At 71.3% G+C, this 24,173-nt stretch carries 21 protein-coding genes and 1 tRNA gene; 8 read left to right on the forward strand and 14 right to left on the reverse strand.

Features of this window, described 5'->3' with window-relative positions:
- Positions 1 to 245 precede the first annotated feature (245 nt).
- Positions 246 to 620 (forward strand): roadblock/LC7 domain-containing protein, encoded by a 375-nt coding sequence (locus FNH09_RS21710; protein ID WP_152890494.1) that lies wholly within the window; start codon positions 246 to 248, stop codon positions 618 to 620.
- Between the two features lie 53 nt (positions 621 to 673).
- Here FNH09_RS21710 and FNH09_RS21715 read toward each other — a convergent pair whose 3' ends face one another.
- The 3 genes from FNH09_RS21715 to FNH09_RS21725 all read right to left on the reverse strand — a co-directional run bounded on the left by FNH09_RS21715 (position 674) and on the right by FNH09_RS21725 (position 3,779).
- Entirely contained in the window at positions 674 to 1,273 is a 600-nt protein-coding gene (locus FNH09_RS21715) for a hypothetical protein (RefSeq protein WP_338017639.1), read from the reverse strand.
- A 104-nt stretch (positions 1,274 to 1,377) separates the two neighbouring features.
- Positions 1,378 to 2,250 (reverse strand): MurR/RpiR family transcriptional regulator, encoded by an 873-nt coding sequence (locus FNH09_RS21720; RefSeq protein ID WP_152890496.1) that lies wholly within the window; start codon positions 2,248 to 2,250, stop codon positions 1,378 to 1,380.
- Positions 2,250 to 3,779, reverse strand: a complete 1,530-nt coding sequence (locus FNH09_RS21725; protein ID WP_152890498.1) for an aromatic amino acid ammonia-lyase — start codon at positions 3,777 to 3,779, stop codon at positions 2,250 to 2,252. The genes FNH09_RS21720 and FNH09_RS21725 overlap by 1 nt, the downstream gene beginning before the upstream one ends.
- Positions 3,780 to 4,106: 327 nt before the next feature.
- Here FNH09_RS21725 and FNH09_RS21730 point away from each other — a divergent pair, with 327 nt between their 5' ends.
- Complete coding sequence (locus FNH09_RS21730) at positions 4,107 to 4,529, forward strand: hypothetical protein (protein ID WP_162468907.1); 423 nt, start codon at positions 4,107 to 4,109, stop codon at positions 4,527 to 4,529.
- 386 nt (positions 4,530 to 4,915) lie between these two features.
- Here FNH09_RS21730 and FNH09_RS21735 read toward each other — a convergent pair whose 3' ends face one another.
- Positions 4,916 to 6,304: a cystathionine beta-synthase gene (locus FNH09_RS21735; RefSeq protein WP_162468899.1), complete on the reverse strand. Its 1,389-nt coding sequence runs from the start codon at positions 6,302 to 6,304 to the stop codon at positions 4,916 to 4,918.
- Between the two features lie 149 nt (positions 6,305 to 6,453).
- Here FNH09_RS21735 and FNH09_RS21740 point away from each other — a divergent pair, with 149 nt between their 5' ends.
- The 3 genes from FNH09_RS21740 to FNH09_RS21750 all read left to right on the forward strand — a co-directional run bounded on the left by FNH09_RS21740 (position 6,454) and on the right by FNH09_RS21750 (position 10,079).
- A complete protein-coding gene (locus FNH09_RS21740; RefSeq protein WP_152890503.1) occupies positions 6,454 to 7,509 on the forward strand; it encodes an SGNH/GDSL hydrolase family protein in 1,056 nt (351 codons plus the stop codon).
- A 202-nt stretch (positions 7,510 to 7,711) separates the two neighbouring features.
- Positions 7,712 to 8,932 (forward strand): acetyl-CoA C-acetyltransferase, encoded by a 1,221-nt coding sequence (locus tag FNH09_RS21745; RefSeq protein ID WP_152890505.1) that lies wholly within the window; start codon positions 7,712 to 7,714, stop codon positions 8,930 to 8,932.
- 364 nt (positions 8,933 to 9,296) lie between these two features.
- Positions 9,297 to 10,079, forward strand: a complete 783-nt coding sequence (locus FNH09_RS21750; protein ID WP_152890545.1) for a hypothetical protein — start codon at positions 9,297 to 9,299, stop codon at positions 10,077 to 10,079.
- A gap of 43 nt (positions 10,080 to 10,122) precedes the next feature.
- Here FNH09_RS21750 and FNH09_RS21755 read toward each other — a convergent pair whose 3' ends face one another.
- Complete coding sequence (locus FNH09_RS21755; protein ID WP_338017640.1) at positions 10,123 to 10,434, reverse strand: hypothetical protein; 312 nt, start codon at positions 10,432 to 10,434, stop codon at positions 10,123 to 10,125.
- A 103-nt stretch (positions 10,435 to 10,537) separates the two neighbouring features.
- Here FNH09_RS21755 and FNH09_RS21760 point away from each other — a divergent pair, with 103 nt between their 5' ends.
- Positions 10,538 to 10,768: a DUF4287 domain-containing protein gene (locus FNH09_RS21760; RefSeq protein WP_152890507.1), complete on the forward strand. Its 231-nt coding sequence runs from the start codon at positions 10,538 to 10,540 to the stop codon at positions 10,766 to 10,768.
- A gap of 151 nt (positions 10,769 to 10,919) precedes the next feature.
- On the opposite strand, the gene FNH09_RS21765 is transcribed toward FNH09_RS21760, so the two are convergent.
- The 3 genes from FNH09_RS21765 to FNH09_RS21775 form a co-directional block, all read right to left on the reverse strand.
- Entirely contained in the window at positions 10,920 to 11,828 is a 909-nt protein-coding gene (locus FNH09_RS21765) for a Bax inhibitor-1/YccA family protein (RefSeq protein ID WP_152890509.1), read from the reverse strand.
- A 214-nt stretch (positions 11,829 to 12,042) separates the two neighbouring features.
- Positions 12,043 to 13,218 (reverse strand): 4-hydroxybenzoate 3-monooxygenase, encoded by a 1,176-nt coding sequence (locus FNH09_RS21770; RefSeq protein WP_152890511.1) that lies wholly within the window; start codon positions 13,216 to 13,218, stop codon positions 12,043 to 12,045.
- 188 nt (positions 13,219 to 13,406) lie between these two features.
- Positions 13,407 to 13,489 (reverse strand) — tRNA-Leu (locus tag FNH09_RS21775).
- Positions 13,490 to 13,916: 427 nt separating this feature from the next.
- On the opposite strand from FNH09_RS21775, the gene FNH09_RS21785 reads away from it, so the two are divergent.
- Positions 13,917 to 14,717: an ATP-binding cassette domain-containing protein gene (locus FNH09_RS21785; protein ID WP_162468901.1), complete on the forward strand. Its 801-nt coding sequence runs from the start codon at positions 13,917 to 13,919 to the stop codon at positions 14,715 to 14,717.
- A 58-nt stretch (positions 14,718 to 14,775) separates the two neighbouring features.
- Complete coding sequence (locus tag FNH09_RS21790; protein WP_152890515.1) at positions 14,776 to 17,304, forward strand: ABC transporter permease; 2,529 nt, start codon at positions 14,776 to 14,778, stop codon at positions 17,302 to 17,304.
- A 60-nt stretch (positions 17,305 to 17,364) separates the two neighbouring features.
- Here FNH09_RS21790 and FNH09_RS21795 read toward each other — a convergent pair whose 3' ends face one another.
- From FNH09_RS21795 to eno, 6 genes are all read right to left on the reverse strand, one after another.
- On the reverse strand, positions 17,365 to 18,654 hold the full coding sequence (locus tag FNH09_RS21795) for an SAM-dependent methyltransferase (protein WP_152890517.1): 1,290 nt from the start codon (positions 18,652 to 18,654) through the stop codon (positions 17,365 to 17,367).
- A 202-nt stretch (positions 18,655 to 18,856) separates the two neighbouring features.
- Positions 18,857 to 20,239 carry an NAD(P)/FAD-dependent oxidoreductase gene (locus FNH09_RS21800; protein WP_152890519.1) on the reverse strand — a complete coding sequence of 461 codons (1,383 nt, stop codon included), beginning with the start codon at positions 20,237 to 20,239 and terminating at the stop codon, positions 18,857 to 18,859.
- Between the two features lie 442 nt (positions 20,240 to 20,681).
- Positions 20,682 to 21,623, reverse strand: coding sequence for a Ppx/GppA phosphatase family protein (locus FNH09_RS21805; protein ID WP_162468902.1), 942 nt, complete (start codon positions 21,621 to 21,623; stop codon positions 20,682 to 20,684).
- Complete coding sequence (locus FNH09_RS21810) at positions 21,620 to 22,177, reverse strand: DUF501 domain-containing protein (RefSeq protein ID WP_152890521.1); 558 nt, start codon at positions 22,175 to 22,177, stop codon at positions 21,620 to 21,622. The genes FNH09_RS21805 and FNH09_RS21810 overlap by 4 nt, the downstream gene beginning before the upstream one ends.
- Before the next feature lie 18 nt (positions 22,178 to 22,195).
- The gene (locus FNH09_RS21815) at positions 22,196 to 22,672 is read right to left on the reverse strand and encodes an FtsB family cell division protein (RefSeq protein ID WP_152890524.1); all 477 of its coding nucleotides are present in this window, start codon (positions 22,670 to 22,672) and stop codon (positions 22,196 to 22,198) included.
- Between the two features lie 126 nt (positions 22,673 to 22,798).
- Complete coding sequence (gene eno, locus FNH09_RS21820; protein ID WP_152890526.1) at positions 22,799 to 24,085, reverse strand: phosphopyruvate hydratase; 1,287 nt, start codon at positions 24,083 to 24,085, stop codon at positions 22,799 to 22,801.
- Positions 24,086 to 24,173: the final 88 nt, after the last annotated feature.

Below are 24,173 nucleotides of genomic sequence, written 5' to 3' on the forward strand. Positions count from 1 at the left end.
CCCCCCGACAAGCCTCCGGTGGCACCGCCCACCGGATCCACCGGACCCCCCGGTCCACCGGCCGAACCGTCGGCCGGCCCACCGGCCGAACCACGGCCCGAGTCGGCACCCAGGACACCGGCCAAGACGCCTGCCAAGACGCCGGCCAAGTCCGCCGCCGCCCGGAACAGAACCCCTCGCGCGCCACGCACCACCGGCAACGCGCGCACCACCACCGAAAATTGAGAGAACGAGGAGACTCAGTCATGGCCAACACCGAGACCACCCTGAAAGAGGCGCTCGCCTCCATCGAGGGCGCGACCGGAGTCGCGCTCGTCGACTACACCAGCGGGATGGCGCTGGGCACGATGGGCGGCAGCAAGGGCTTCGACTTGAACGTCGCGGCCGCCGGCAACACCGACGTCGTACGCGCCAAAATGCGCACGATGGAGCATCTCGGCCTCAAGGCCCAGATCGAGGACATCCTGATCACCCTGTCCGACCAGTACCACCTGATCCGGCTGATCAGCGGACGCGGGGGCAACGGTCTGTTCATGTACCTGGTGCTGGACGCCAAGCGCGCCAATCTGGCGATGGCCCGCCACCAGTTGAAGAGGATCGAGGAGGACCTGGAGGTCTAACTCCCGGCCGTCCGGGCCGGATCTCCCGAGTCCGGCCCCTTGTGAACGACCGGCTACACCGGCACCGCGGTGCGGCGGCGTGCCCCGCCCGGGGCTGCGTCGCCCGCCGCGATGCCGGTGCCGCGGTAGCCCTTGACGGCCGGGCCCGCCGGGCGTCCGCCGCGCGCGTCGAGCCAGTCGACCCGCACCCACAGCAGCATGTCCTCGGCCCGTTCGCGCCGCCCGAGCCAGGCGGCCTTCAGCCGCAGCCCGACACCGGCGCCGACCAGCAGCATCCCGCCGGCGGCGGGCACCGCGAGGGAACTGCCCAGCGCGGCCAGGAAGGCCAGCAGCAGCCACCAGCGGTGGGCGTGACGCCAGTTCCGCACCGTCACCGCACGGTCCTGGAGCACGTCGTGCCGTCCGGCCTTGGCGGCACCGCGGGCGAGGGCGCCGTAGCGCTTGCGCCGACCGTACGAGACCAGGGCGGCCGCGACGAGGAACAGCGCCGCCCCTGCCATGACCCCGATCCGGCGGCCGGTGAAGCCCGGCACCAGGACACCGACACCCGCCGCGAACACTCCGGCGCCGCACAGCGGCGCCGCTCCGGCCCGCACCACGACCGCCACCCGGGCCAGCCCCTGGCCTCCGCGCCCCTGACTTCCGCGTGCCACGTCAACGCCTCCTCGCACCGGCACAGTCCTGCAAGTGCGGACACGCTAGCGAGCGAACGTGAGACGAATCTGAGAGCACCGGCCGACGGTCCCCGGCCCGTGGCTCACTCGACGAACAGCCCCCGCGCCGCCGCGCGCGCGTCGAACTCCTCCAGGCGGGTCTGGGCGTCCGGCAGGTCGTCGCACATGGCCTCCAGCAGCACCCGGCCGAGCAGCATCGGCGCGCACGCGGTGTCGAAGGCGAGCCCGGTGCCGACCGCGGCGGGCAGCAGCAGGTCGGAGACCTTGGCCACGGGCGCGAACGCGGAGTCGGCGACGGTCACGACGCTCAGCCCGGCCTCCTTCGCATAGGCGAGGGTGTCCAGCACCTCGCGGGGGTGCCGCGGCAGCGCGAAGCAGAGCAGGGTCGAGGCACCGGCCCGTACGGCGGCGTCGATCCGGTCGTGGATCATCGTGCCGCCCTCGTGGATCAGCCGTACGTCCGGGTGGACCTTGGCGGCGAAGTACGCGAAGCCGTAGGCCTGGGACGCGGCGGCCCGCAGCCCGAGCACCGGCAGCGGGCGGCTGGCGGCGAGCAGCCGGCCCGCCTTCTGCACCGGGCGCGGGTCCGCGAGCACCTCCGCGAGGTGCCGCAGGTTCTCGATCTCCGCCTCGACGGCCTGCTGGTACTCGTTGTACGCCCCGGAGCCCGCCGGCTGTTCCGCCGGCGCGACCTCGCGCAGATGGCGGCGCAGGGCGGGGTAGCCGTCGAAGCCGAGGGCGACGGCGAAGCGGGTGACGGAGGGCTGGCTGACCCCGGCCAGTTCGGCGAGCTCCACGCTGGACAGGAACGGCACGTCGGCGGCCCGCCGCACCATGCTGTGCGCGATGCGCCGCTGGGTCGGCGTCAGCCGGTGCCCCTCGAAGAGCGCCTGGAGCCGGGCGGCGGGGCTGTCGGGTCCGCCGGGGTCCCTGTCCACGCTCGTGTCCGCGGTCATCACTCGCTCTCCCTCCAGATCTGCGTGAACCGGTCGAGCAGCCGGGCGGCGGCCGTCACGTCCTTGGTGAGCGGCCGGTCGGTCATGTCCTCGTCGAGCACCGACTCGGCGATCGCCAGCGCCCGGCCCACCGGGACCCCCGGTTCGGGCCGCAGGTCGCGCAGCCGCAACGCCCGTACCGCGGCGACGAGTTCGCAGCCCACGACGAGACGGTACGCGTCGCACGCACGCAGTGTCTGGCGGGCGGCGAGCGAGGCGAAGCTCGCCTGTTCCTCGACGCCCCGGGACAGTACGGCGTGGCCGAGCGAGGCGGGCGCCGAGCAGGCGCGCAGCTCACCGAGGGCGGCCCCGGCCGCGTACTCCAGGATCATCACCCCCGACGAGACGGGTTCCTGGTCGGCGAGGAAGGGCTTGAGCCGGGTGAAGGCGGGCTCGTTGAGGCTGGACAGCCGGGACGTCGACAGCCGGGCCACCTGGGTCACCGCCAGCCGGAAGTGGTCGAGCGCGAGGACGAGCTGGGCCATGTAGAAGCCGCCGTGGTGGTAGGCGGCCATGCCGTCGGGGGCGATGAGGGGGTTCTCCGCGGCCGCGTTGAGCTCGATCGCGAGCACCTCCTCCAGCGCGTCCGCCGCGTCCTGCGCGGGTCCGTGGATCTGCGGCAGGCAGCGGAAGCCGTAAGGGTCCTGGATCCGGCCGAGCGGAGGCGCGGGCCGGTCCTCGGCGCCGATCAGCTCGCGCATCCGGCGGGCGACCTCGCCCGTGCCCCGGTGCGGGCGGGCCGCGTGCACGGGGGCGGCGTACGCCTCGTGGGAGCCGTCGACCGCGAGCAGGGACAGCCCGGCGACCACCTGGGTGGCCTCGATCAGCCCGCGCAGCTCGTGCAGGGCGAGCGCCGACTGGCCGAGGGTGAGGGCGTTGCTGCTGATCAGGGCCAGCGCGTCGTTGTTGTCGAGGGGCTGTGGGGCGGGTGCGCCCGTCCCGCGCCAGGGGTGTTCCCCGGCGAGGGCGAGGCCGAGCTGGGCCAGCGGTGCGATGTCGCCGGTGCCGACCGAGCCGAACTCGTTGACGACCGGATAGGCACCGCTCTCCAGCGCCTCGCACAGCGCCGTGACGACGCCGGGGCGCAGCCCGGCGCCGCCCGCCAGCAGCTGGTTGGCCCGTACGGCGAGCATCGCCCGCACCTGCCGGGCCGGCAGTTCCTCGCCTATGGCGCCGGCGTGGCTGCGCAGCAGGCGCATGCCGTGACCGGCGGCGGCCTCGGTGGGCACGGTCTCGTTCCGGTTCGCGCCGACGCCGGTGGAGCGGCCGTACACGCGGCCGGTCGCCGCGAGCTGCCGGGCGGCGGCCCAGGACGCCTCGACCCGCCGCAGCGCCTCGCCCGCCGGGACCGGCCGTGCGCTCCCGTCGGCGAGGCGGACGACGTCGTCGACGCCGAGGCCGGCCCCGTCGAGGACCACGAGGCCCGAGGGCCCGGGGTGCACCGCACGCGCGTCCGGCGCGTCCGGCGCGTCCACGGTCCGAGACGACATAGGACCCGAGCTCCCCTCAACCCTCGATCCGGACTTCGGATCTCGCCCGCCGGCCCCCGGTCACCGTGGACCGGCACCCGGGCATGGACGACCTATTCAGACACCAAGAACTCTGCATGACGATATACAGCCGAGCAAGGCACGTCTCATGATCCGGTTCACCGGACCGCCCCGGCCCCGGACCGGGGTGCGCACCCGGCCCCGGACCGGGGTGCGCACCCGGGCGCGGAACGGGGTGCGGGCCCCGGCGGAAGACGGGGGCTATCCCCAGTGCGCAGGCGCCGCCCGCTGCCTAGCGTGAATGCCATGACGGGAATGGAGACGATCATGGATGCGCGGGACGCCGACCTCAAGAAGGAACTCGACGCCACCCTGCACGCCCGCAGGGAACTGGGCGAGGAGTACGAGTCCGCACTGGTCGAATCGTTCCTGGAGAAGGTCGACCAGCGCATCGACGGCGCGGTCGAGCGACGGGTGCGCCGGCATCTGGCCGAGGCGCAGATGACCGTGGCCCGCAATTCCCGCTCCCCGAGGCCCACGGACTCGTGGGGCGAGCGCTTCGGCTTCGGCATCGTCTCGCTGGTGCTGGCGGTCCCGCTGTCCGCGATCGGTGCGGGCACCGCGCATCTGCCCGGCCTGATCGTGTCCTGGATCGGCATCGTCGGTGTCAACGCGGTCCAGGCCGTCCGCACGAACCCCGGCCTCTTCGGCCGCCGCCGGGCGTCCGGGGACAGCGACTGGGAGGACTGACCGGGACGCGGGCGCGCTCACAAAAAAGCGCGGGGGTCCAGGGCCGGTGACCGGCCGGAAAAGGCTGTGCGCGGGGACCGCCGCACCCCCGTTGCCGGGGGGCGGGACGACGGCGGTCCCCGCGAGGGACGCGTGCCGGGTCAGGCCGGGTTTGCGTCCTGGGCGTCTGTGGAGGTCCGGGAGCCGCTCCGAAAATCCGTGACGCCGTTTTGGTGCCGGCCGGGGCGGGGAGCCGCTCCCGCCCTGCCGACACCCCTTAATGTGCCGGACTCGTGTTAAGCGTGTGCTGCGTGTACGTGACACGCTCGTACCACTTCCGCGAAGTCCGCCTTTTCGGCGGGCCACCGAAGGTCCGCCGCACATCCCGGCTGTTCACCGCAGGACTGCTAGTTCCCGCCCTTGGCGAGGAAGGACAGCAGGTCCTGACGGCTGACCACACCGGTCGGCTTGCCCTCGACGAGGACGATCGCCGCGTCCGCGCCGCCCAGCACGGACATCAGGTCCCCGACCGGTTCGCCGGAGCCGACCTGCGGCAGCGGGGCGGACATGTGCTTCTCCAGCGGGTCCTCCAGCGAGGCGCGCTGGGTGAACAGCGCGTCGAGCAGTTCCCGCTCGACCACGGACCCCACGACCTCGGCGGCCATGACGTCCGGGTGACCGGCGCCCGGCTTCACGATCGGCATCTGCGAGACGCCGTACTCGCGCAGCACCTCGATGGCCTCGCCCACGGTCTCGTCGGGGTGCATGTGGACGAGGGAGGGGATGGTGCCGCCCGCCTTGTGGTTGAGCACGTCGGCGACCCGGGCGCTGGGGCCGGTGTCCTCCAGGAAGCCGTAGTCGGCCATCCACTCGTCGTTGAAGATCTTGCTGAGGTAGCCGCGCCCGCTGTCCGGGAGCAGGACGACCACGACGTCGTCCGGGCCGAGCCGCTCGGCGACGCGCAGCGCGGCGACCACGGCCATGCCGCAGGAGCCGCCCACCAGCAGGCCCTCCTCCTTGGCCAGCCGCCGGGTCATCTGGAAGGAGTCCTTGTCGGACACGGCGACGATCTCGTCGGCGACGCTCCGGTCGTAGGCGGTCGGCCAGAAGTCCTCGCCGACGCCCTCGACGAGGTACGGGCGCCCGGAGCCACCGGAGTACACGGACCCCTCGGGGTCGGCTCCGATCACCTGGACCCGGCCGTCACTGGCGTCCTTGAGGTAGCGCCCGGTGCCGGAGATGGTGCCGCCGGTGCCCACGCCCGCCACGAAGTGGGTGATCCGCCCCTCCGTCTGCTCCCACAGCTCGGGGCCGGTCGAGTGATAGTGGGAGAGCGGGTTGTTGGGGTTGGAGTACTGGTCGGGCTTCCAGGCGCCCGGCGTCTCGCGCACCAGACGGTCGGAGACGTTGTAGTACGAGTCCGGGTGCTCGGGGTCCACGGCGGTCGGGCACACGACCACCTCGGCGCCGTACGCGCGCAGCACGTTGATCTTGTCCGTGGACACCTTGTCGGGGCACACGAAGATGCACTTGTACCCCTTCTGCTGGGCCACGATCGCGAGACCCACACCGGTGTTGCCACTGGTGGGCTCGACGATGGTGCCGCCGGGCAGGAGCTCGCCGCTCTTCTCCGCCGCCTCGATCATGCGCAGGGCGATGCGGTCCTTCACGGATCCGCCCGGGTTGAAGTACTCCACCTTGGCCAGGACGGTCGCCTGGATGCCCTCGGTCACGTTGTTGAGCCTCACCAGCGGGGTGTTGCCGACGAGGCTGATCATCGAGTCGTGGAATTGCACCGTTGTCTCCGGTCGCTTGCAACAGATGTGGTCGAAGTGGTTCCGCCAGCCTACGGCTCGACGCAGACGTTCACTCCTGGTTGCGATTGGCCGACGCCCTGTACGGGGCAAGGAGTGGTTGTACGGCTACGAGGAGGTGGCGGCGACACATGACGAGCATGTCGAGGGCGCGGGTGGCCCGCCGTATCGCGGCCGGGGCCGCGTACGGCGGCGGCGGCATCGGCCTGGCCGGTGCCGCGACCGTCGGTCTGCTGCTGGCGGAGGTCCAGCTGGCCCGGCGCCAGGTGGGCAACGGTGTGCGCCCCCGCGTACCGAGCGCCGAGGGCCGCTACGGCCATGTCTACGACGTCCCCGGCGAGGCCCCCCTGTTCCTGACCCTGCTGGGCGACTCCACGGCCGCGGGCCAGGGGGTCCACCGGGCCGGCCAGACCCCGGGCGCGCTGCTCGCCGCGGGCCTGTCGGCCGTCGCGGAACGCCCGGTGGTACTGCGCAACGTGGCGCTGCCCGGCGCCCAGTCGGACGATCTGGACCGCCAGGTCGGGCTGGTCCTCACGGGGCCGGACCAGATCCCCGACATCTGTGTGGTCATGATCGGCGCGAACGACGTGACCCACCGGATGCCGCCGACCCGTTCGGTGCGTCATCTCTCCGCGGCGGTCCGACGGCTGCGCACGGCCGGTGCGGAGGTGGTCGTCGGCACCTGTCCCGACCTGGGCACGATCGAGCCGGTGCAGCAGCCGCTGCGCTGGCTGGCCCGGCGGGCCTCCCGCCAGTTGGCGGCGGCGCAGACGATCGGGACGGTCGAGCAGGGGGGCCGGACGGTGTCGCTGGGCGACCTGCTGGGCCCCGAGTTCGCGGCGAACCCGCGCGAGCTGTTCGGCCCCGACAACTACCACCCCTCCGCGGAGGGGTACGCCACGGCCGCGATGGCGCTGCTGCCGACGGTCTGTGCCGCGCTGGGTCTGTGGCCCGCGGAGGAGGAGCGTCCCGACGCCTCCCGCCGCGAGGGCTTCCTGCCGGTGGCGCGCGCCGCCGCCGAGGCCGCGTCCGAGGCCGGTACGGAGGTCACGGCCGCGATGCCGACGGGCCCGCGGGGCCCCTGGGCCCTGCTCAAGCGCCGCAGGCGGCGGCGCGTCCCGGAGACGGCCCCGACACCCGTCGACACCCCCGACCGGCCCCGGACACCGCTCGGCGACCTGGGCTGACCACCACCGGTCCGGGGTGACCTCGGCAACCCCGGGAACTCGGAGTCCTCGGACGACCCCGTCCGACCTCGGGTGACCCCCATTGGAAAGCAAGCGCTTGGAAACTGCGGTCAGGGTCACATCGCAACTCTCGTGACCTGGACCATACGTACGGGTAACTTCCCAGACAGTCCGCCTTGCCGCACCCGTCTCTGGAGCCGTGATGCCCGAAGCCGTCATCGTCTCGACCGCCCGCTCCCCCATCGGCCGCGCTTTCAAGGGCTCCCTGAAGGACCTGCGCCCGGACGACCTCACCGCCACGATCATCCAGGCGGCCCTCGCCAAGGTTCCGGAGCTGGATCCCCGGGACATCGACGACCTGATGCTCGGCTGCGGTCTGCCCGGCGGCGAGCAGGGCAACAACCTCGGCCGTATCGTCGCCGTCCAGATGGGCATGGACCACCTGCCCGGCTGCACGATCACCCGCTACTGCTCCTCGTCCCTCCAGACGAGCCGCATGGCGCTGCACGCGATCAAGGCCGGCGAGGGCGACGTCTTCATCTCGGCCGGCGTCGAGATGGTCTCCCGGTTCGCGAAGGGCAACTCCGACAGCCTGCCGGACACGCACAACCCCTTCTTCGCCGAGGCCGAGGCCCGCACCGAGGCCGTCGCCCAGCAGGAGGGCACGACCTGGCACGACCCGCGCGAGGACGGCATCGTCCCGGACGCCTACATCTCGATGGGCCAGACCGCGGAGAACCTCGCCCGCTGGAAGGGCGTCACCCGCCAGGACATGGACGAGTTCGGCGTCCGCTCGCAGAACCTCGCCGAGGAAGCCATCAAGAACGGCTTCTGGGAGCGCGAGATCACCCCGGTGACGCTGCCCGACGGCACGGTCGTCAGCAAGGACGACGGCCCGCGCGCGGGTGTCACCCTGGAGGCCGTCCAGGGCCTCAAGCCGGTCTTCCGCCCCGACGGCCTGGTCACCGCGGGCAACTGCTGCCCGCTGAACGACGGCGCCGCCGCGCTCGTCATCATGTCCGACACCAAGGCCCGCGAGCTCGGCCTGACCCCGCTCGCCCGCATCGTCTCCACCGGCGTCTCGGGCCTGTCCCCCGAGATCATGGGCCTGGGTCCGGTCGAGGCCTCGAACCAGGCGCTGCGCCGGGCCGGGCTGACCGCCGCCGACATCGACCTGGTCGAGATCAACGAGGCGTTCGCCGCCCAGGTGATCCCCTCCTACCGCGACCTCGGCTTCGACCTGGACAAGGTGAACGTCAACGGCGGCGCCATCGCCGTGGGCCACCCCTTCGGCATGACCGGCGCCCGGATCACCGGCACGCTGATCAACTCCCTCCAGTTCCACGACAAGCAGTTCGGCCTGGAGACGATGTGCGTCGGCGGCGGCCAGGGCATGGCCATGGTCATCGAGCGCCTCAGCTGACACCGCGTCCGGCACGCGCCCGGCCGCCGACCGGCGCACGCCGGAGCACGCGCCGGAACACGCGCCGCACGGGGCTCCGGACAAGCTGTCGGTAGCCGCCGTCGGACCCTGCGTCACGCATCGGCCCAGAACCCGGAAACCACCCGGGTTCTGGGCCGTTTTGTGATCCAATCTCACCCAGGATGTGACCTATCTCGCTCAGGTGAGGTATCGCCGCAGGTCAGGGCCGTTCCGCCGGGAAACCCCAGGAGTAGATTCCTGCCCCTTTCGTGACGTTACGCACTGACAGCTGGATGGTCCACCCTTCAAGCTGATGTAGGAAGTCGGGGGTCGACTTTGAACCGGGAGTACGTCAGTGAGCGCCATGCCGATCGCCCTGCTGCTCACCACGGCCGCCACTGGCGCCGTGGGCGTCGCCGTCCTGCGCACCCTGATGGTGCTGCGCCGGCAGGTGGCGGCCCTGCACACCGAGATCGCGCGGGGCAACGCGGCCGCCGCACGGGCTGTCGTCCCCGCTGCCCGGCGCGCCGCCGACGCCGATGAGATACGTGCGGCCGTCGCCGAGGCGCTCGCCGAGGAGCGGGAGCGGGAACTGGCCGAGGCGCGGGCCTTCTGGGCCGCCCAGGAGGCCCGGGACGGCTCCGACGCCCCCTCCCTGCTGGGTCTGCCGGACAGCGAGCTGTTCCTGCCCCGGCAGAGCGACTTCGCGGGCCTGGAGTCCCTCGAACCGGTGGCCGAGCCGGGCGCCGACGCGGACGAGTTCGCCGGGGAGTCCCCCGAACTGGCCGCGGCCCGCCGCCGGCACCCCTCGCACCCCGACTTCGTGCCGGTCCAGTCCCCGGTCGTGAACGACCACGAGCGCACGGTCGCCGCCCTGGAGGAACTGGCCTCTTCCGGCGTCGAGCTGACGGACGTCCGCCCGGGGCCGCTGGGCACCCTCGACGTCTATGTGTTCGCCGACGGCACGACCCTGTGCATGACCCCGGGGCACCGCGAGACCGCGGAGCGCCTGGCCGCCGCGCTGCGCGCGGGTGAGGTCCCGGTCCTGCTCGGCGGCTCGGGCATCTCGGGCGCGTACACCCTGACCTTCGCCTGCGGCGAGGAGACCGTCTACATCCTGGCCGACCGTGTCATAGCGTCCCTCTGAGGGACCGTCACGGCCGCGAGCCGTCCACCGGGCCGGGCCGGGGTCAGACCCCCGCCCGGCTCTGCGCTTCCTCCACCAGTCCCACCGCTTCGGCGACTTCGGCCTCGCTGCGCAGCACGACGGCCAGATCGTGCCCGGCGACGGTGATCTGATCGGCGACGGCGAACATCCCGGCGTCCGGCATCTGCCGCGGCTCGGTGCCCGGTTCCTCCACGCTCTGGGTGCGCCGGGCGAACTCGCGGGCCAGTTCCAGCGCCGCGGCGGCGGCGTTGCGCTGCAACCGGCTCTGGGGCGCGGCCCGCAGGAGATCGGCGAAGTGATCCACGGCACGGGTCAGGGGCGTCGTATCAACCACGTCGCGAGACTACGCGCCGTACCGGCACTGTTGCCAACACGCCAACGCTCAGGCACGGTGACGTGAAGGACCGGCTTACACCCCATTGCGTCCGGAGGCGCCGATGTCCCACGTCCTCTCCGAGGAGACCCATCGCAACATGCTCGCCCGCATCCCCCACTGCACCGGTCGTGAAGTCTCCGACTGGCTGCGCACCGTCGACGAAGGCCCGTCCCTCTTCCGCTTCGAGGAGAAGGTCAGCTGGCTGCGTCACGAGTACGACCTGGCGTACGGGCACGCCAAGGCGATCGTCCACGAGTACGACCTGAGGAGGGCCGCGCGCAAGCTGCTCTAGGGCCTGTCCGGCGGATCACGTCGCAGGGAAGCAGCCGACAGGCGTTCGGGCAGGTCCCGGCCGCGCAAGCACACAGGACACGACGAAGGGCCCCGGGCGAACCCGGGGCCCTTCCGCGCTCGGTCCGCGATCACGTGTCGCGGCCGGTCGGCTAGTCGTTGCTGTTGAGGATCGCGATGAGTCGCAGGAACTCCATGTAGATCCACACCAGCGTCACCGTCACACCGAAGGCGGCCAGCCAGGCCTCCTCGCGCGGGGCGCCGTAGGCGATGCCGTCCTCGACCTGCTTGAAGTCGATGGCGAGGAAGCAGGCGCCGAGGATGATGCCGATGATGCCGAACATGATGCCCAGCCCGCCGCTGCGGAAGCCGAGGCCGTCACCGCCGCCGAAGACCGCGAACAGCAGGTTCACCGCCATCAGCAGGACGAAGCCGAGCGTGGCCGCCATCACGAAGCCGACGAAGCGGCGGTTGACGCGGATCCAGCCCGCCTTGTAGGCGATCAGCACACCGGCGAACACCGCCATCGTGCCGAGCACCGCCTGCATGGCCGCACCGCTGGCGATGCGGTTGTCGACGATGCTGGAGACGACTCCGAGGAAGACACCCTCCAGACCCGCGTAGGTCAGGATGAGGGCCGGCGACGGCTTGCGCTTGAAGGACTGCACGAACGCCAGCACCATCGCCACCAGCGCGGCGCCGATCCCGATGCCGTACGAGCGGCCGATGTTGGCGTCGTCGACCGGCAGCAGCGCCCAGGCGAGCGCGGCCGTCACGATCAGCAGGCCGAGGGTGCTCGCGGTGCGCATGACGACGTCGTCCATCGTCATGCGGCCGGTGGTGACCGGGGCCTGGGGTGCGCCGTACTGAAGGTCCTGCTGCGCGTACGGGTTCTGCGCGTAGGGGTTGCCGGACGGCTGGGCGTACGGATTGCCCTGCGCGTACGGGTTCGCCTGCGTGCCGACTGCGGGTCCCCCGGCCTGCGGCGCGGTGTTGAAGCCCGCGTAGCCGTTGTCGCGGCTGAACCCCCGTCGCGAGAAGACCGGGTTTCTGCTCCTCATTTCACTCCTCCATGGCCACTCTGCGTGGGCCTTGGCTCAAGAGTAATAGGTAGGCAAAGGATTGACCCTAGTGCTTGGGGAGGATCTTTCCCTCGTCGTGCTGCGCAACACGCTACGCGGGTCCTTGATTCCCAGAGGTGGAGGGCCGCATTCATGACCAACCTGCGACACGCCCGGAACCGGTCGGAGATCAACCGTTGTGCGGACGGGGCGTTCACCCGAACGGGAAACCGGTGTAGCCCTCGGCCAGGTCGGTCTCCGCCGCGCGCGACCCGGCGATCCGCTCCAGCCGGGCCAGTTGGAGGCGGTCCTCGAAGGGGGTGGCGCCGGGCACGCGGTGCAGCATCGTGGTCATGTCGTAGGAGAACCGCTCGGCCTGCCAGACCCGGCGCAGACAGGTGGCGGAGTAGGCGTCGAGGAGCTCCGCCGAGCCGGTCTCCTCCCGGTGGGCCAGGGCCCGCGCGAAGGTGACCACGTCGCCGACGGCGAGATTCAGCCCCTTGGCCCCGGTCGGCGGCACGATGTGGGCGGCGTCCCCGGCGAGGAAGAGCCGGCCGTGCCGCATGGGCTCGTGGACGTAGGAGCGCATGGGGGTGACGGACTTCTGGGTGATCGAGCCGCGCTCCAGGCGCCAGCCGTCCGCCGTCTCGAAGCGCCGCTCCAGCTCGTCCCAGATCTCCTCGTCGCCCCACTCCTCGGCGTCGGTGCCGGCCGGGACCTGGAGGTAGAGCCGGGAGACGGACGGGGAGCGCATGGACAGCAGGGCGAAGCCTCGGTCGTGGCGGGCGTAGACGAGCTCGTCGTGGGAGGGGGCGACGTCGGCGAGGATGCCGAGCCAGCCGAAGGGATACGTCCGCTCGAACACCTGGGTGAGCTCGGCCGGGATCGCCTTCCTGGCGACCCCCCAGAAGCCGTCGCAGCCGACGACGTAGTCGCACTCCAGGACGTCCTCGGCGCCCTCGTGCCGGAAGCGGACGCGCGGGCTGTCGGTGTCTGCGCCCTCGACCGCGAGGGCCTCCGCCTCGAACAGCAGCGGGCCGCCGTCCCGGAGCTGGAGGGCGATGAGGTCCTTGCATACCTCGGTCTGGGCGTAGACCGTCACCGAGCGGCCGCCGGTGAGGGCGGGGAAGTCCACCCGGTGGCGCCGCCCGGCGAAGCGCAGTTCGATGCCGTCGTGCGGCAGGCCCTCGCGGTCCATGCGCTCCCCGGCCCCGGCCGCGCGCAGCACGTCCACCGTCCCCTGTTCCAGGATCCCGGCCCGCTGCCGCTGTTCGACGTAGGCCCGGTCGCGGCTCTCCAGGACGACCGAGTCGATGCCGGCGTCGTGCAGCAGTCGGGCGAGGAGGAGGCCGGCCGGGCCGGCACCGATGATCCCGACGGTGGTGCGCATCGGACGTTCCCTTCGGTCTGTTCCACGTCTGTTCGCCTGACGTCTGTTCGGCGACGGTTGTTCGTCTGGTGAAATTTTCTTCACCATGTTCGCCTGCGAGTCTGCGCGCGCGGACACCCGCTGTCAACGGTCGTACGGGGAGATCCGCCTCGGCACTGACGGCACAGGGAGGCGAACGACGTCGGAGATGCCCGGAACCGGACTCGAACCGGTACGCCCGCGAGGGGCAGCGAGGTTTAAGCTCGCCGTGTCTGCGTTCCACCATCCGGGCAGGCCATGGCTCCGCGTCGAGACCCCGAGCCTATCGGGGTGCACCCCTCGAACAGCCGCCGGGCGAACCGATGTTGTCTTATTTTATTGATGCCTGAGGGATCATCAGCATACGGAACTGGCCATCCGCACTTGCCAATAGCCTCGCGCGTGCGGCCCGGGCGTGTATGCGGAATGACGGAATTTCACCGCCCGAACAAGGGTGCCCCACCCGTTATCCAGGTCAGCGCCGTCAGGGTCGGCCGTCATCCCCAGGTATGACTCCGCGCGGTGCGGTCCGCCGGAAGTCTGCCCCCGGAACCGGAACAGCGGCTGACTCCACCGCGCCCGGCGGCCAGGACGATGGTGTACATCCCCAGAACCCGGATCCGGATCACCGGAACCCGGAGCCCCGGACCATCGTCTTCCCCGCAAGGAGCACCCTTCCCGTGACCACCACCCCCGTCGCCGGCCGGAGCACCGCCGTGGCAGCGCGCGCCACGGAGCTGTCGAAGATCTACGGACAGGGCGAGACCCAGGTGGTCGCCCTCGACCGGGTCTCCGTCGACTTCCGGCAGGCCGAGTTCACCGCGATCATGGGGCCGTCCGGCTCCGGCAAGTCCACCCTGATGCACTGCGTGGCCGGTCTCGACACCTTCAGCAGCGGCTCCGTGCGCATCGGCGAGACCGAGCTGGGCTCCCTGAAGGACAAGCAGCTCACCAGGTTGCGGCGGGACAAGATCGGCTTCATCTTCCAGGCGTTCAACCTGCTGCCCACGCTGTCGGCGCTGGAGAACATCACGCTCCCGATGGACATCGCGGGGCGCAAGCCGGACAAGGAGTGGCTGGACTCGGTGATCCGGATGGTGGGGCTCGCCGACCGGCTCGGCCACCGGCCCTCCCAGCTCTCCGGCGGACAGCAGCAGCGGGTCGCCGTCGCCCGTGCGCTGGCCTCCCGGCCGGAGATCGTCTTCGGCGACGAGCCGACCGGCAACCTCGACTCGCGCTCCGGCGCCGAGGTGCTGGGCTTCCTGCGCAACTCGGTGCGGGAGATGGGGCAGACGGTGGTGATGGTGACCCACGACCCGGTGGCGGCCGCGTACGCGGACCGGGTGGTGTTCCTGGCGGACGGGCGGATCGTCGACGAGGTGTACGAGCCCACCGCGGACTCGGTGCTCGACCTCATGCGCAACCTCCCCGGCAAGAAGCACCAGGCCGCCGGCTCCGACGCCGGGAGCCGGGCGAGCTGACGCCGGCCACGGCCTCCCGACGCTCCCCGACCCTCGTACCCCTGGACTGAGACAACCCATGTTCCGTACCGCCTTGCGCAACGTACTCGCGCACAAGGCCCGGCTCCTGATGACCGTGCTCGCCGTGATGCTCGGCGTGGCGTTCGTGTCGGGGACCCTGGTCTTCACCAACACCCTCTCCAACGCGTTGCAGAAGAGCTCCGCCAAGGGCTTCGACCGGGTCGACGTGGCCGTGCAGCCCAAGTGGCAGAAGGGCTCCGGCGACACGGTCGGCAAGGCGCCCGAGCTGACCCAGGCGCTGCTCGACACCAGCGCGCGGGTGCCGGGCGCCGCCTCCGCGGTCGGTGTCGTCAACGGCTTCACCGCGATCGCCGACAAGGACGGCAAGCTCATCGGCGGCGGCTTCCAGTCGCAGGGCGGGAACTACTGGGGGACGAAGGACCCCCGGTACCCGCTCGTCGGCGGCCGCGCCCCGAGCGGCGAGGGCGAGGTCCTCATCGACTCCACGACCGCCGAGCGGGCCGGTTACCGGGTCGGCGACACCGTCCGCATCTCGGTCGACGGCCCGGTGCTGACCCCGAAGGTCACCGGCATCTTCACCACCGACGACGGCAATGTCGCGGCCGGCGGCAGCCTCGCCCTGTTCGACACGGCGACCGCCCAGCGGCTGTTCGGCAAGCCGGGCACGTACGACGAGATCGACGTGACCGCGAAGAGCGGCGTCGGCCAGTCGGCGCTGGCGGCCGAGCTGGACAAGGCGCTGCCCGCGGACCGCGCCGAGACCGTCACCGGCGAGAAGCTCGCCGCCGACCAGGCCGAGATGATCACCGCCTCGATGAGCGGGCTGAAGCAGGGGCTGCTGGTGTTCGCCGGCATCGCGCTGTTCGTCGGCACGTTCATCATCGCCAACACCTTCACCATGCTGGTCGCCCAGCGCACCAAGGAACTGGCCCTGCTGCGCGCCGTCGGCGCCTCCCGCCGTCAGGTCACCCGGTCCGTGCTGATCGAGGCGTTCGTGGTCGGCACCGTGGCCGGGGTGACCGGGCTGGTCGCGGGCATCGGCATCGGGGCCGGGCTGCGTTCGCTGCTGGGCGCGCTCGGCGCGACCGTCCCCGACGGGCCGCTGGTCGTCTCCCCGGACACCGTCGTCGCGGCTCTCGTGGTCGGCGTGGTCATCACCATGCTCGCCGCCTGGCTGCCGGGCCGCCGGGCCGCGAAGATCCCGCCGGTCGCCGCGATGAGCAGCCTGCACGCGAAGGCGACGACCCGGTCGCTGGTGCTGCGCAACACGATCGGCGCGCTGTTCTCGGCCGCGGGCGTGGCGGTGGTCCTGGCGGCCACCACGATGAACGGCTCGGACGGCCAGGCCCCGATGGGGCTGGGCGCGGTGCTCCTGATCATCGGCGTGTTCGTGCTGACGCCGCTGCTGTCGCGGCCGCTGATCGCGGCCACTGCCCCGGCGCTGCGCGCGTTCGGCGTGGCGGGCAAGCTGGCCCGCCAGAACTCGGTGCGCAACCCGCGCCGTACCGCCGCCACGGCCTCCGCGCTGATGATCGGACTGACCCTCATCACCGGTATGACGGTCGTGGCGGGCAGTCTCCAGCACTCGATCGACAAGATGGCGGCGGCCGCGATCAAGGCCGACTACGTGGTGTCGATGGCGAACGGCAACTCCCTCTCCACGGACGTCGACAAGAAGCTGAAGGCGACCGCGGGGGTGACCGCCACCAGCCCGCTGCGCAACGCGCCCTCGCGCATCGACGGCATCTCCGAGTACCTGACCGGCGTCGACGGCTCCACCATCGGCGAGCTGACCGCGCTGACGCTGGACAGCGGCGCGTTCGAGGTCGGCGGCACCCGGGTCGTCGTCGACGACCGTACGGCCAAGTCGCACCACTGGAAGGCGGGGTCGTCCTTCACCGTCAACTACGAGGACGGCAAGCCGCAGCAGCTGACCGTGGCCGGCGTCTACGAGGCCACCGAGATGATGCGCGGCATCATGCTCGACAACGCCACGCTCGCCCCGCACCAGCCGGACGTGACCGACATGCAGGTCATGGTGAAGACGTCCGGCGGCGCCTCCGACGCCACCAAGGACAGGCTGGAGAAGGCGCTCGGCTCCAACCCGGGCATCAAGGTGCAGAGCAAGCAGGACATCTCCAACAGCATCGCCAGCATGTTCACGCTGGTGCTGAACATGCTCTACGGCCTGCTCGCCATGGCGGTGATCGTCGCCGTCCTCGGTGTCGTCAACACCCTGGCCATGTCGGTCTTCGAGCGCTCCCAGGAGATCGGGATGCTGCGCGCGATCGGCCTCGACCGCCGCAACATCAAGCGGATGGTCCGCCTGGAGTCCCTGGTGATCTCCCTCTTCGGCGGGGTGCTCGGCATCGGTCTGGGCGTGTTCTTCGGCTGGGCGGCCGGTGAGCTGCTCGGCGCGAAGATGACGACGTACGAGCTGGTCCTGCCGTGGGCGCGGATGGCGCTGTTCCTGCTGCTGGCCGCGACGGTCGGGGTGCTGGCGGCGCTGTGGCCGGCCCGGCGGGCGGCCCGGCTGAACATGCTCGCGGCCATCAAGTCCGAGTAGCCCTCCCGGCACGTGACAGGGGCCCCGTCCGGCTCGGACGGGGCCCCTGGTGTGTCCGGCTCAGTTCCAGGTGCGGGCCCTGAGCGGCATCGCGGAGGTGCCGGACTCGGGGGTGCGTACCGCCAGGACCTGGTTGACGCCGATGTGGTTGCGTTCGAAGGACACCGCGGAGGCCGCCATGTAGAGGCGCCAGACGCGGGCGCGGCCCGGACCGGTCAGCTGGGCGGCCCGGGCCCAGTCGGCCTCCAGGTTGGCGACCCACTCGCGCAGGGTGAGGGCGTAGTGCTCGCGGATCGACTCGACGTCACGCACCTCGAAACCGGCCCGTTCCAGCTGGGTGACGGTGGTGCCGATCGGGGCGAGCTCGCCGTCCGGGAAGACGTAGGCGTCGATGAAATCGTTCACCCGGTAGGCCGATTCGTCGTGGTGCGGGCGCCGGGCGATCTGGTGGTTGAGGAGCCGCCCGCCGGGCCGGAGCAGGGCGTGGAGGCTCTCGGCGTACTCCAGATAGCGTTCGGCGCCGACGTGTTCGGCCATGCCGATGGAGGAGATCGCGTCGTAGGGGCCGTCGCGGACGTCCCGGTAGTCCTGGACCCGGATCTCCACCAGGTCCGTCATCCCCTCGTCGGCGACGCGCTTGCGGGCGAACGTGGCCTGCTCCTGGGAGAGGGTGACGCCGACGACCCGCACCCCGTGCTCGCGGGCCGCGTGGACGGCCAGGGAGCCCCAGCCGCAGCCGACGTCGAGCAGCCGCATCCCCGGCTTCAGAGCGAGCTTGCGGCAGACGAGTTCGAGCTTGTCGCGCTGGGCGTCCTGGAGCGTGCCGCCGTCGTCCCAGTAGGCGCACGAGTAGACCATCGAAGGGCCCAGGACCAGTTCGTAGAAGTCGTTGCCGACGTCGTAGTGGTGGCTGATGGCGCGGCGGTCGGTGCGCCGGGTGTGCAGGTGGCCGCGGGGCCTGCGGATCTCCTCCCGGGGCGGGGCGGGCGGCAGCGGGGGTCCGGCGAGTTTGACCAGGCCGCGGACGGCGGCGCGCACGTCCGGGTCGCGCAGGGCCTGGGCGAGGGTCCTGGCGTCGTCGCCGCGCTCCCAGAACAGGCCCGACAGCAGCCTCAGGGCGGAGTACAGGTCGCCCTCGATGTCCAGGTCCCCCGAGACCCAGGCGCGGGCCAGACCCAACTCACCGGGCTTGAAAAGCAGTCGGCGCAGTGCGCGCCGGTTGCGCACGATCAGTGTCGGCGTGCCCGGCGGGCCCGCCTGCGAACCGTCCCAGGCGCGAACGCGCACCGGAAGCGGTACTCCCAGCAATTGTCCGAAAAGGCTCTCCAGCCGCAGCGCGGCGTCAGCCATGGCGCACACCTCCATGAAGGAATTGGCCCACCGGTTCGCTCAGAGCAACGATCGTGCACCATCGAGTCATTCCCCGGCCGTCACCATGCCGCGCCCCCCGGATGGCGGTACGGGAATGCCGTACCGGATCCGGACATGCCGAAGGGGCCGCCCGCACCACGGATGGCGGACGGCCCCTTCGGGGTGGATCAGTGACCGGAGGTCAGGCCTTCGCCTCGGTCTTCTCGGTCTTCGGCGCGGCGGCCACCGGGGCCGGCTTGGCGGCCTCGTAGAACTCCTCGCGCGGGGTCTCCAGCGCGCCGAGCGCGACGACCTCGCGCTTGAGGAACATCGCGAGCGTCCAGTCGGCGAAGACACGGATCTTGCGGTTCCAGGTCGGCATGGCCATACCGTGGTAGCCACGGTGCATGTACCAGGCGAGACGGCCCTTGAGCTTGATCTTCATCTTGCCCATGACGATCATCGCGACGCCCTTGTGGAGGCCGAGGCCCGCCACCGCGCCCTTGTTGGAGTGGGCGTACTCCTTCTGCGGGAAGCCGCGCATGCCGGCCACCACGTTGTCGCCGAGGACCTTCGCCTGACGCAGCGCGTGCTGGGCGTTCGGCGGGCACCAGGCGTTCTCCACGCCGGCCTTGCGGGCGGCCATGTCCGGCACCTGGGCGTTGTCGCCCGCGGCCCAGATGTAGTCGGTGCCCTGGACCTGGAGGGTCGGGGCGGTGTCGACGTGACCGCGGGGGCCGAGCGGGAGGCCGTAGCGGGCGAGGACCGGGTTCGGCTTGACGCCGGCCGTCCACACGATCGTGTTGGAGTCGACCTCGAGGCCGTTCTTCAGCACGACGTGACCGTCGACGCAGGAGTCCATGGAGGTGGAGAGGTAGATCTCGACCCCGCGGCCCTCAAGGTGCTCCTTGCCGTACTGGCCGAGCTTGGGGCCGACCTCGGGAAGGATCTTGTCGGCGGCGTCGACGAGGATGAAGCGCATGTCCTCGCGGGACACCGTCTTGTAGTACTTGGCCGCGTCGCGGGCCATGTCCTCGACCTCACCGATGGTCTCCGCGCCGGCGAAGCCGCCGCCGATGAAGACGAAGGTGAGCGCCTTGCGGCGGATCTCCTCGTCGGTGGTGGAGTCGGCCTTGTCGAGCTGCTCGAGGACGTGGTTGCGCAGGCCGATGGCCTCCTCGACGCCCTTCATGCCGATGCCCTGTTCGGCCAGGCCGGGGATCGGGAAGGTGCGAGAGACCGCGCCGAGGGCGACGACCAGGTAGTCGAAGGGCAGCTCGTACGCCTCGCCGACCAGCGGGGCGATCGTGGCGACCTTGCGGTCCTGATCGATGGTGGTGACCCGGCCGGTGAGGACCTCCGCCTTGGGCAGCACGCGTCGCAGCGGGACGACGACGTGACGCGGGGAGATGCTGCCGGCGGCAGTTTCGGGGAGGAAGGGCTGGTAGGTCATGTACGACCGGGGGTCGACGACCGTGACGGTCGCCTCGCCGTAGCGCATCTTCTTCTGGATGCGCCGAGCTGCGTACAGGCCTACGTACCCACCGCCTACTACGAGGATCCTGGGACGCTCCGTGGTGCTCATGGCATCGAGTATCCACCCGCCCCCAGGGGGTCGCTCGTGCGCCCCTTCACAAGCTCCGACAGGGGGTGTGTTATCCTCCGCGACCCGAGTGATCCACATCATGGCTCGGGGCGGGAACCCGTGTATCCCAAAGGGCGTTGTCAATGCCGCGTGAGCTGCTCCTCCTGGCCGAAAGAGGGGCGCCGAGGACCCCGCAGGACGCGCACCCGACATCTCCGCGAAACGTCCCCGCGCGCCTCTTTTGAACATGTTCACACACGCGCGGGAGCCCCGGAAGGGCCAACCGACCCCATTCCGTACCCCGACAGGGCCGAATTCCTTGTGAAGAACTTCACGAAGGTTTCCGGCGGGGGGTCGCGGAGGGGCCCGAGAGGCCCCCTCCGCGACGCTCAAACGCGCTTCCTGCCTGCTCAGCAGAGTGCGAGCCGCACCCCGCAGGCGGCTACGCGATCGACCAGGCGATGCCGTCGAGGATGTCGTGCTCGCTCACCACGACCTCCTCGGCCCCGATCCGCTCCATGATCGCGAGCAGGACGAGGGCGCCCGCCCCGATCACGTCGACCCGGCCCGGGTGCATGGAGGGGATCGCCGCGCGCTCGGCGTGGGCGGAGCGCAGCAGCCGGTCGGTGATCTCGCGGACCCGGTCGTGGGAGACCCGGGAGTGGTGGATGGCCGCCGAGTCGTACGCGGGCAGGTTCTGCGCGATCGCCGACACGGTGGTGACGGAACCGGCGAGGCCGACGAGGGTGTGCGCCCGGCGCAGCGGGACGGTTCGTTCGGCGAGGTCGAGGGCCGCCTCGATGTCGGCCCGCATCGCCGCGATCTGATCGGCCGTCGGCGGGTCGGTGATCTCCCCGTCCACGACCAGATGCCGTTCGGTCATCCGTACGCAGCCGACGTCGACCGACCGCGCGGCTCCCACGTGCTCGTCGCCGACGACGAACTCGGTCGAGCCGCCGCCGATGTCCACCACGAGATAGGGCCGGGCCAGGTCCTCACGGCCCATCAGCTCCTTGGTCGCGCCGGTGAAGGAGAACTCGGCCTCCTGGTCGCCGGAGATGACCTCGGGCTCGACGCCGAGGATGTCCAGCACCCCGCGGACGAACTCGTCCCGGTTCTCGGCGTCACGGGAGGCGGAGGTGGCGACGAAGCGCAGCCGCTCGGCGCCGAACTCCTTGACGACGTCCGCGTATTCGCGGCAGGCGGCGAAGGTGCGCGCCAGCGCCTCGGGGGCGAGCCGGCCGGTGCGGTCCACGCCCTGGCCGAGCCGGACGATGGTCATCCGGCGGTCCAGGTCGACGAGTTCGCCCGTCTCGGGGTCGGCGTCGGCCACCAGCAGCCGGATGGAGTTCGTGCCGCAGTCGATCGCGGCCACCCGGGTCACTGGTCGCCCTCCCCGGACTCCCCGGGCTTCCCGCACTCCCCGGCCGGGACGACGCAGGTGCCCTTGCGCCACCACTCCGGCAGCATCGCGAGCGCCTCGTCGCCGAGCGGGTTCACGCCCGGCCCGGCCGCCAGCGAGTGCGCGACCAGGACGTGCAGGCACTTCACCCGGTCCGGCATGCCGCCCGCGCTCGGGAAGCCCGTCAGCTCCTCGATCTCGTCGCGGCGGCGGATGTAGTCCTCGTGCGCGGCGCGGTAGGCGGCGGCCAGTTCGGGGTCGGTCGCGAGCCGGTCGGTCATCTCCTTCATCACGCCGTTCGCCTCCAGCGTGCCGATCGCGGAGTTCGCCTTCGGGCACGTCAGGTAGTAGAGCGTCGGGAAGGGCGTGCCGTCGGGCAGCCGGGGGGCCGTCTCCACGACGTCCGGCTGCCCGCAGGGGCACCGGTGCGCGATGGCGCGCAGCCCGCGCGGCGGCCGCCCGAGCTGCTGCTTGAAGGCCTCGACGTCCGCGTCGGTGGGCTCGGTGCGCTCAGTGCGCGGCGGGGGCGTTTCCATGCGTGTCTTTCTGTCCGTTCACTGGTCGGAGGCGTCGGACTTGTCGACTCCGTCCCAGACGTTCGAGTACCAGGGGCGGCGCGCCGCCCCGCGGGCGGCCCGCGACTGCTTGACCGCGTCCGGGTCGATCACCACGTAGCCGGTCTCGCCGGGCATCACGTAGTGCAGCCGCTGCCGGATCTGCTGCTCGGCGTACGCGTCGTCCTGCCAGCGGGCCTTGAGGTCGCGCAGTTCCTCCACGCGCTCCCTGGCCTGCTGCTTCTGCCGCTCCATGTCGGCGATCTGGGCGCGCTGCGAGACGTACTGCCTTATGGGGTAGGCGAGGGCCACGACCAGCGAGCACAGCACGAGGGCGAGCAGCGCGGCCCGGCCGGTGAGCCGGGAGCGGCGGGCCTGGCGTCTGGTCTGGGAGCGGTAGACGCGGGCCGCGGTCTGCTCACCGAGCGCCCGCAGCCTGGTCGCGGTGGAGAAACGGTCCCGGTCCTTCACGGCCATCTGGCTCTGCGCCTCCCCTTCGCACCCGTCGTCACACGCGCCGTCACACGCGTACGTCCCCGGACACGGTACGGGACCGAGTACGGGGACGTACGTACGACTGGCTCAGGCTTGACCCTGTACGGCTCAGCCCTTGAAGCGCGGGAAGGCGCTGCGGCCGGCGTACACCGCGGCGTCGTCGAGGATCTCCTCGATGCGCAGCAGCTGGTTGTACTTGGCGACGCGGTCCGAGCGGGCCGGGGCGCCGGTCTTGATCTGACCGCAGTTCACGGCGACCGCGAGGTCGGCGATGGTGACGTCCTCGGTCTCGCCGGAGCGGTGGGACATCATGCACTTGAAGCCGTTGCGCTGGGCGAGCTCGACGGCGTCCAGGGTCTCGGTCAGCGAACCGATCTGGTTGACCTTGACGAGCAGGGCGTTGGCGGAGCCCTCCTCGATGCCGCGGGCCAGACGCTCCGGGTTGGTGACGAAGAGGTCGTCGCCGACGATCTGGACCTTGTCGCCCAGCTTGTCGGTGATGATCTTCCAGCCGGCCCAGTCGTCCTCGTACAGCGGGTCCTCGATGGAGACGAGCGGGTACGCGGAGACGAGCTCCTCGTAGTACTCGGTCATCTCGGCGGCAGAGCGGGACTTGCCCTCGAACTCGTACTTGCCGTCCTTGTAGAACTCGGACGCGGCGACGTCGAGCGCGAGCGCGATCTGCTCGCCGGGGACGTAGCCGGCCTGCTTGATGGCCTCGACGATGAGGTCGAGGGCGGCGCGGTTGGACTCCAGGTTCGGGGCGAAGCCGCCCTCGTCGCCGAGGCCGGTGGACAGGCCCTTGGTCTTCAGCACCTTCTTGAGGGTGTGGTAGACCTCGGCACCCCAGCGCAGCGCCTCGGAGAAGGTCTCCGCGCCGATCGGGGCGATCATGAACTCCTGGATGTCCACGTTGGAGTCGGCGTGCGAGCCGCCGTTCAGGATGTTCATCATCGGAACGGGCAGCAGGTGCGCGTTCGGGCCGCCCAGGTAACGGAAGAGCGGGAGGTCGGAGGCCTCGGAGGCGGCGTGCGCGACGGCGAGGGAGACGCCGAGGATGGCGTTCGCGCCGAGCGAGCCCTTGTTGTCGGTGGCGTCCAGGTCGAACATCGCCTGGTCGATCAGACGCTGCTCGGTGGCGTCGTAGCCGACGAGCTCCGGGCCGATCTGCTCGATGACGGCGAGGACGGCCTTCTCGACACCCTTGCCCTGGTAACGGTTGGGGTCACCGTCACGGAGCTCGATGGCCTCGAAGGCACCGGTGGAGGCGCCGGACGGAACGGCGGCACGACCCGTGCTGCCGTCGTCGAGGCCGACCTCGACCTCGACCGTGGGGTTGCCTCGGGAGTCCAGGATTTCCCGGGCTACGACGACGTCGATGGACGGCACGAGCATCTCCTTCTGGGATGTGACGCAAGCTACGCCGGGCCGGAAAGCCCGGTGGTGCGCAGGCCTGTGGTGGCCGCGCGTGACTGAGCCTAAC

This window comes from Streptomyces adustus (genome assembly GCF_009377175.1).
In the GTDB taxonomy this organism is placed as follows: domain Bacteria; phylum Actinomycetota; class Actinomycetes; order Streptomycetales; family Streptomycetaceae; genus Streptomyces; species Streptomyces adustus.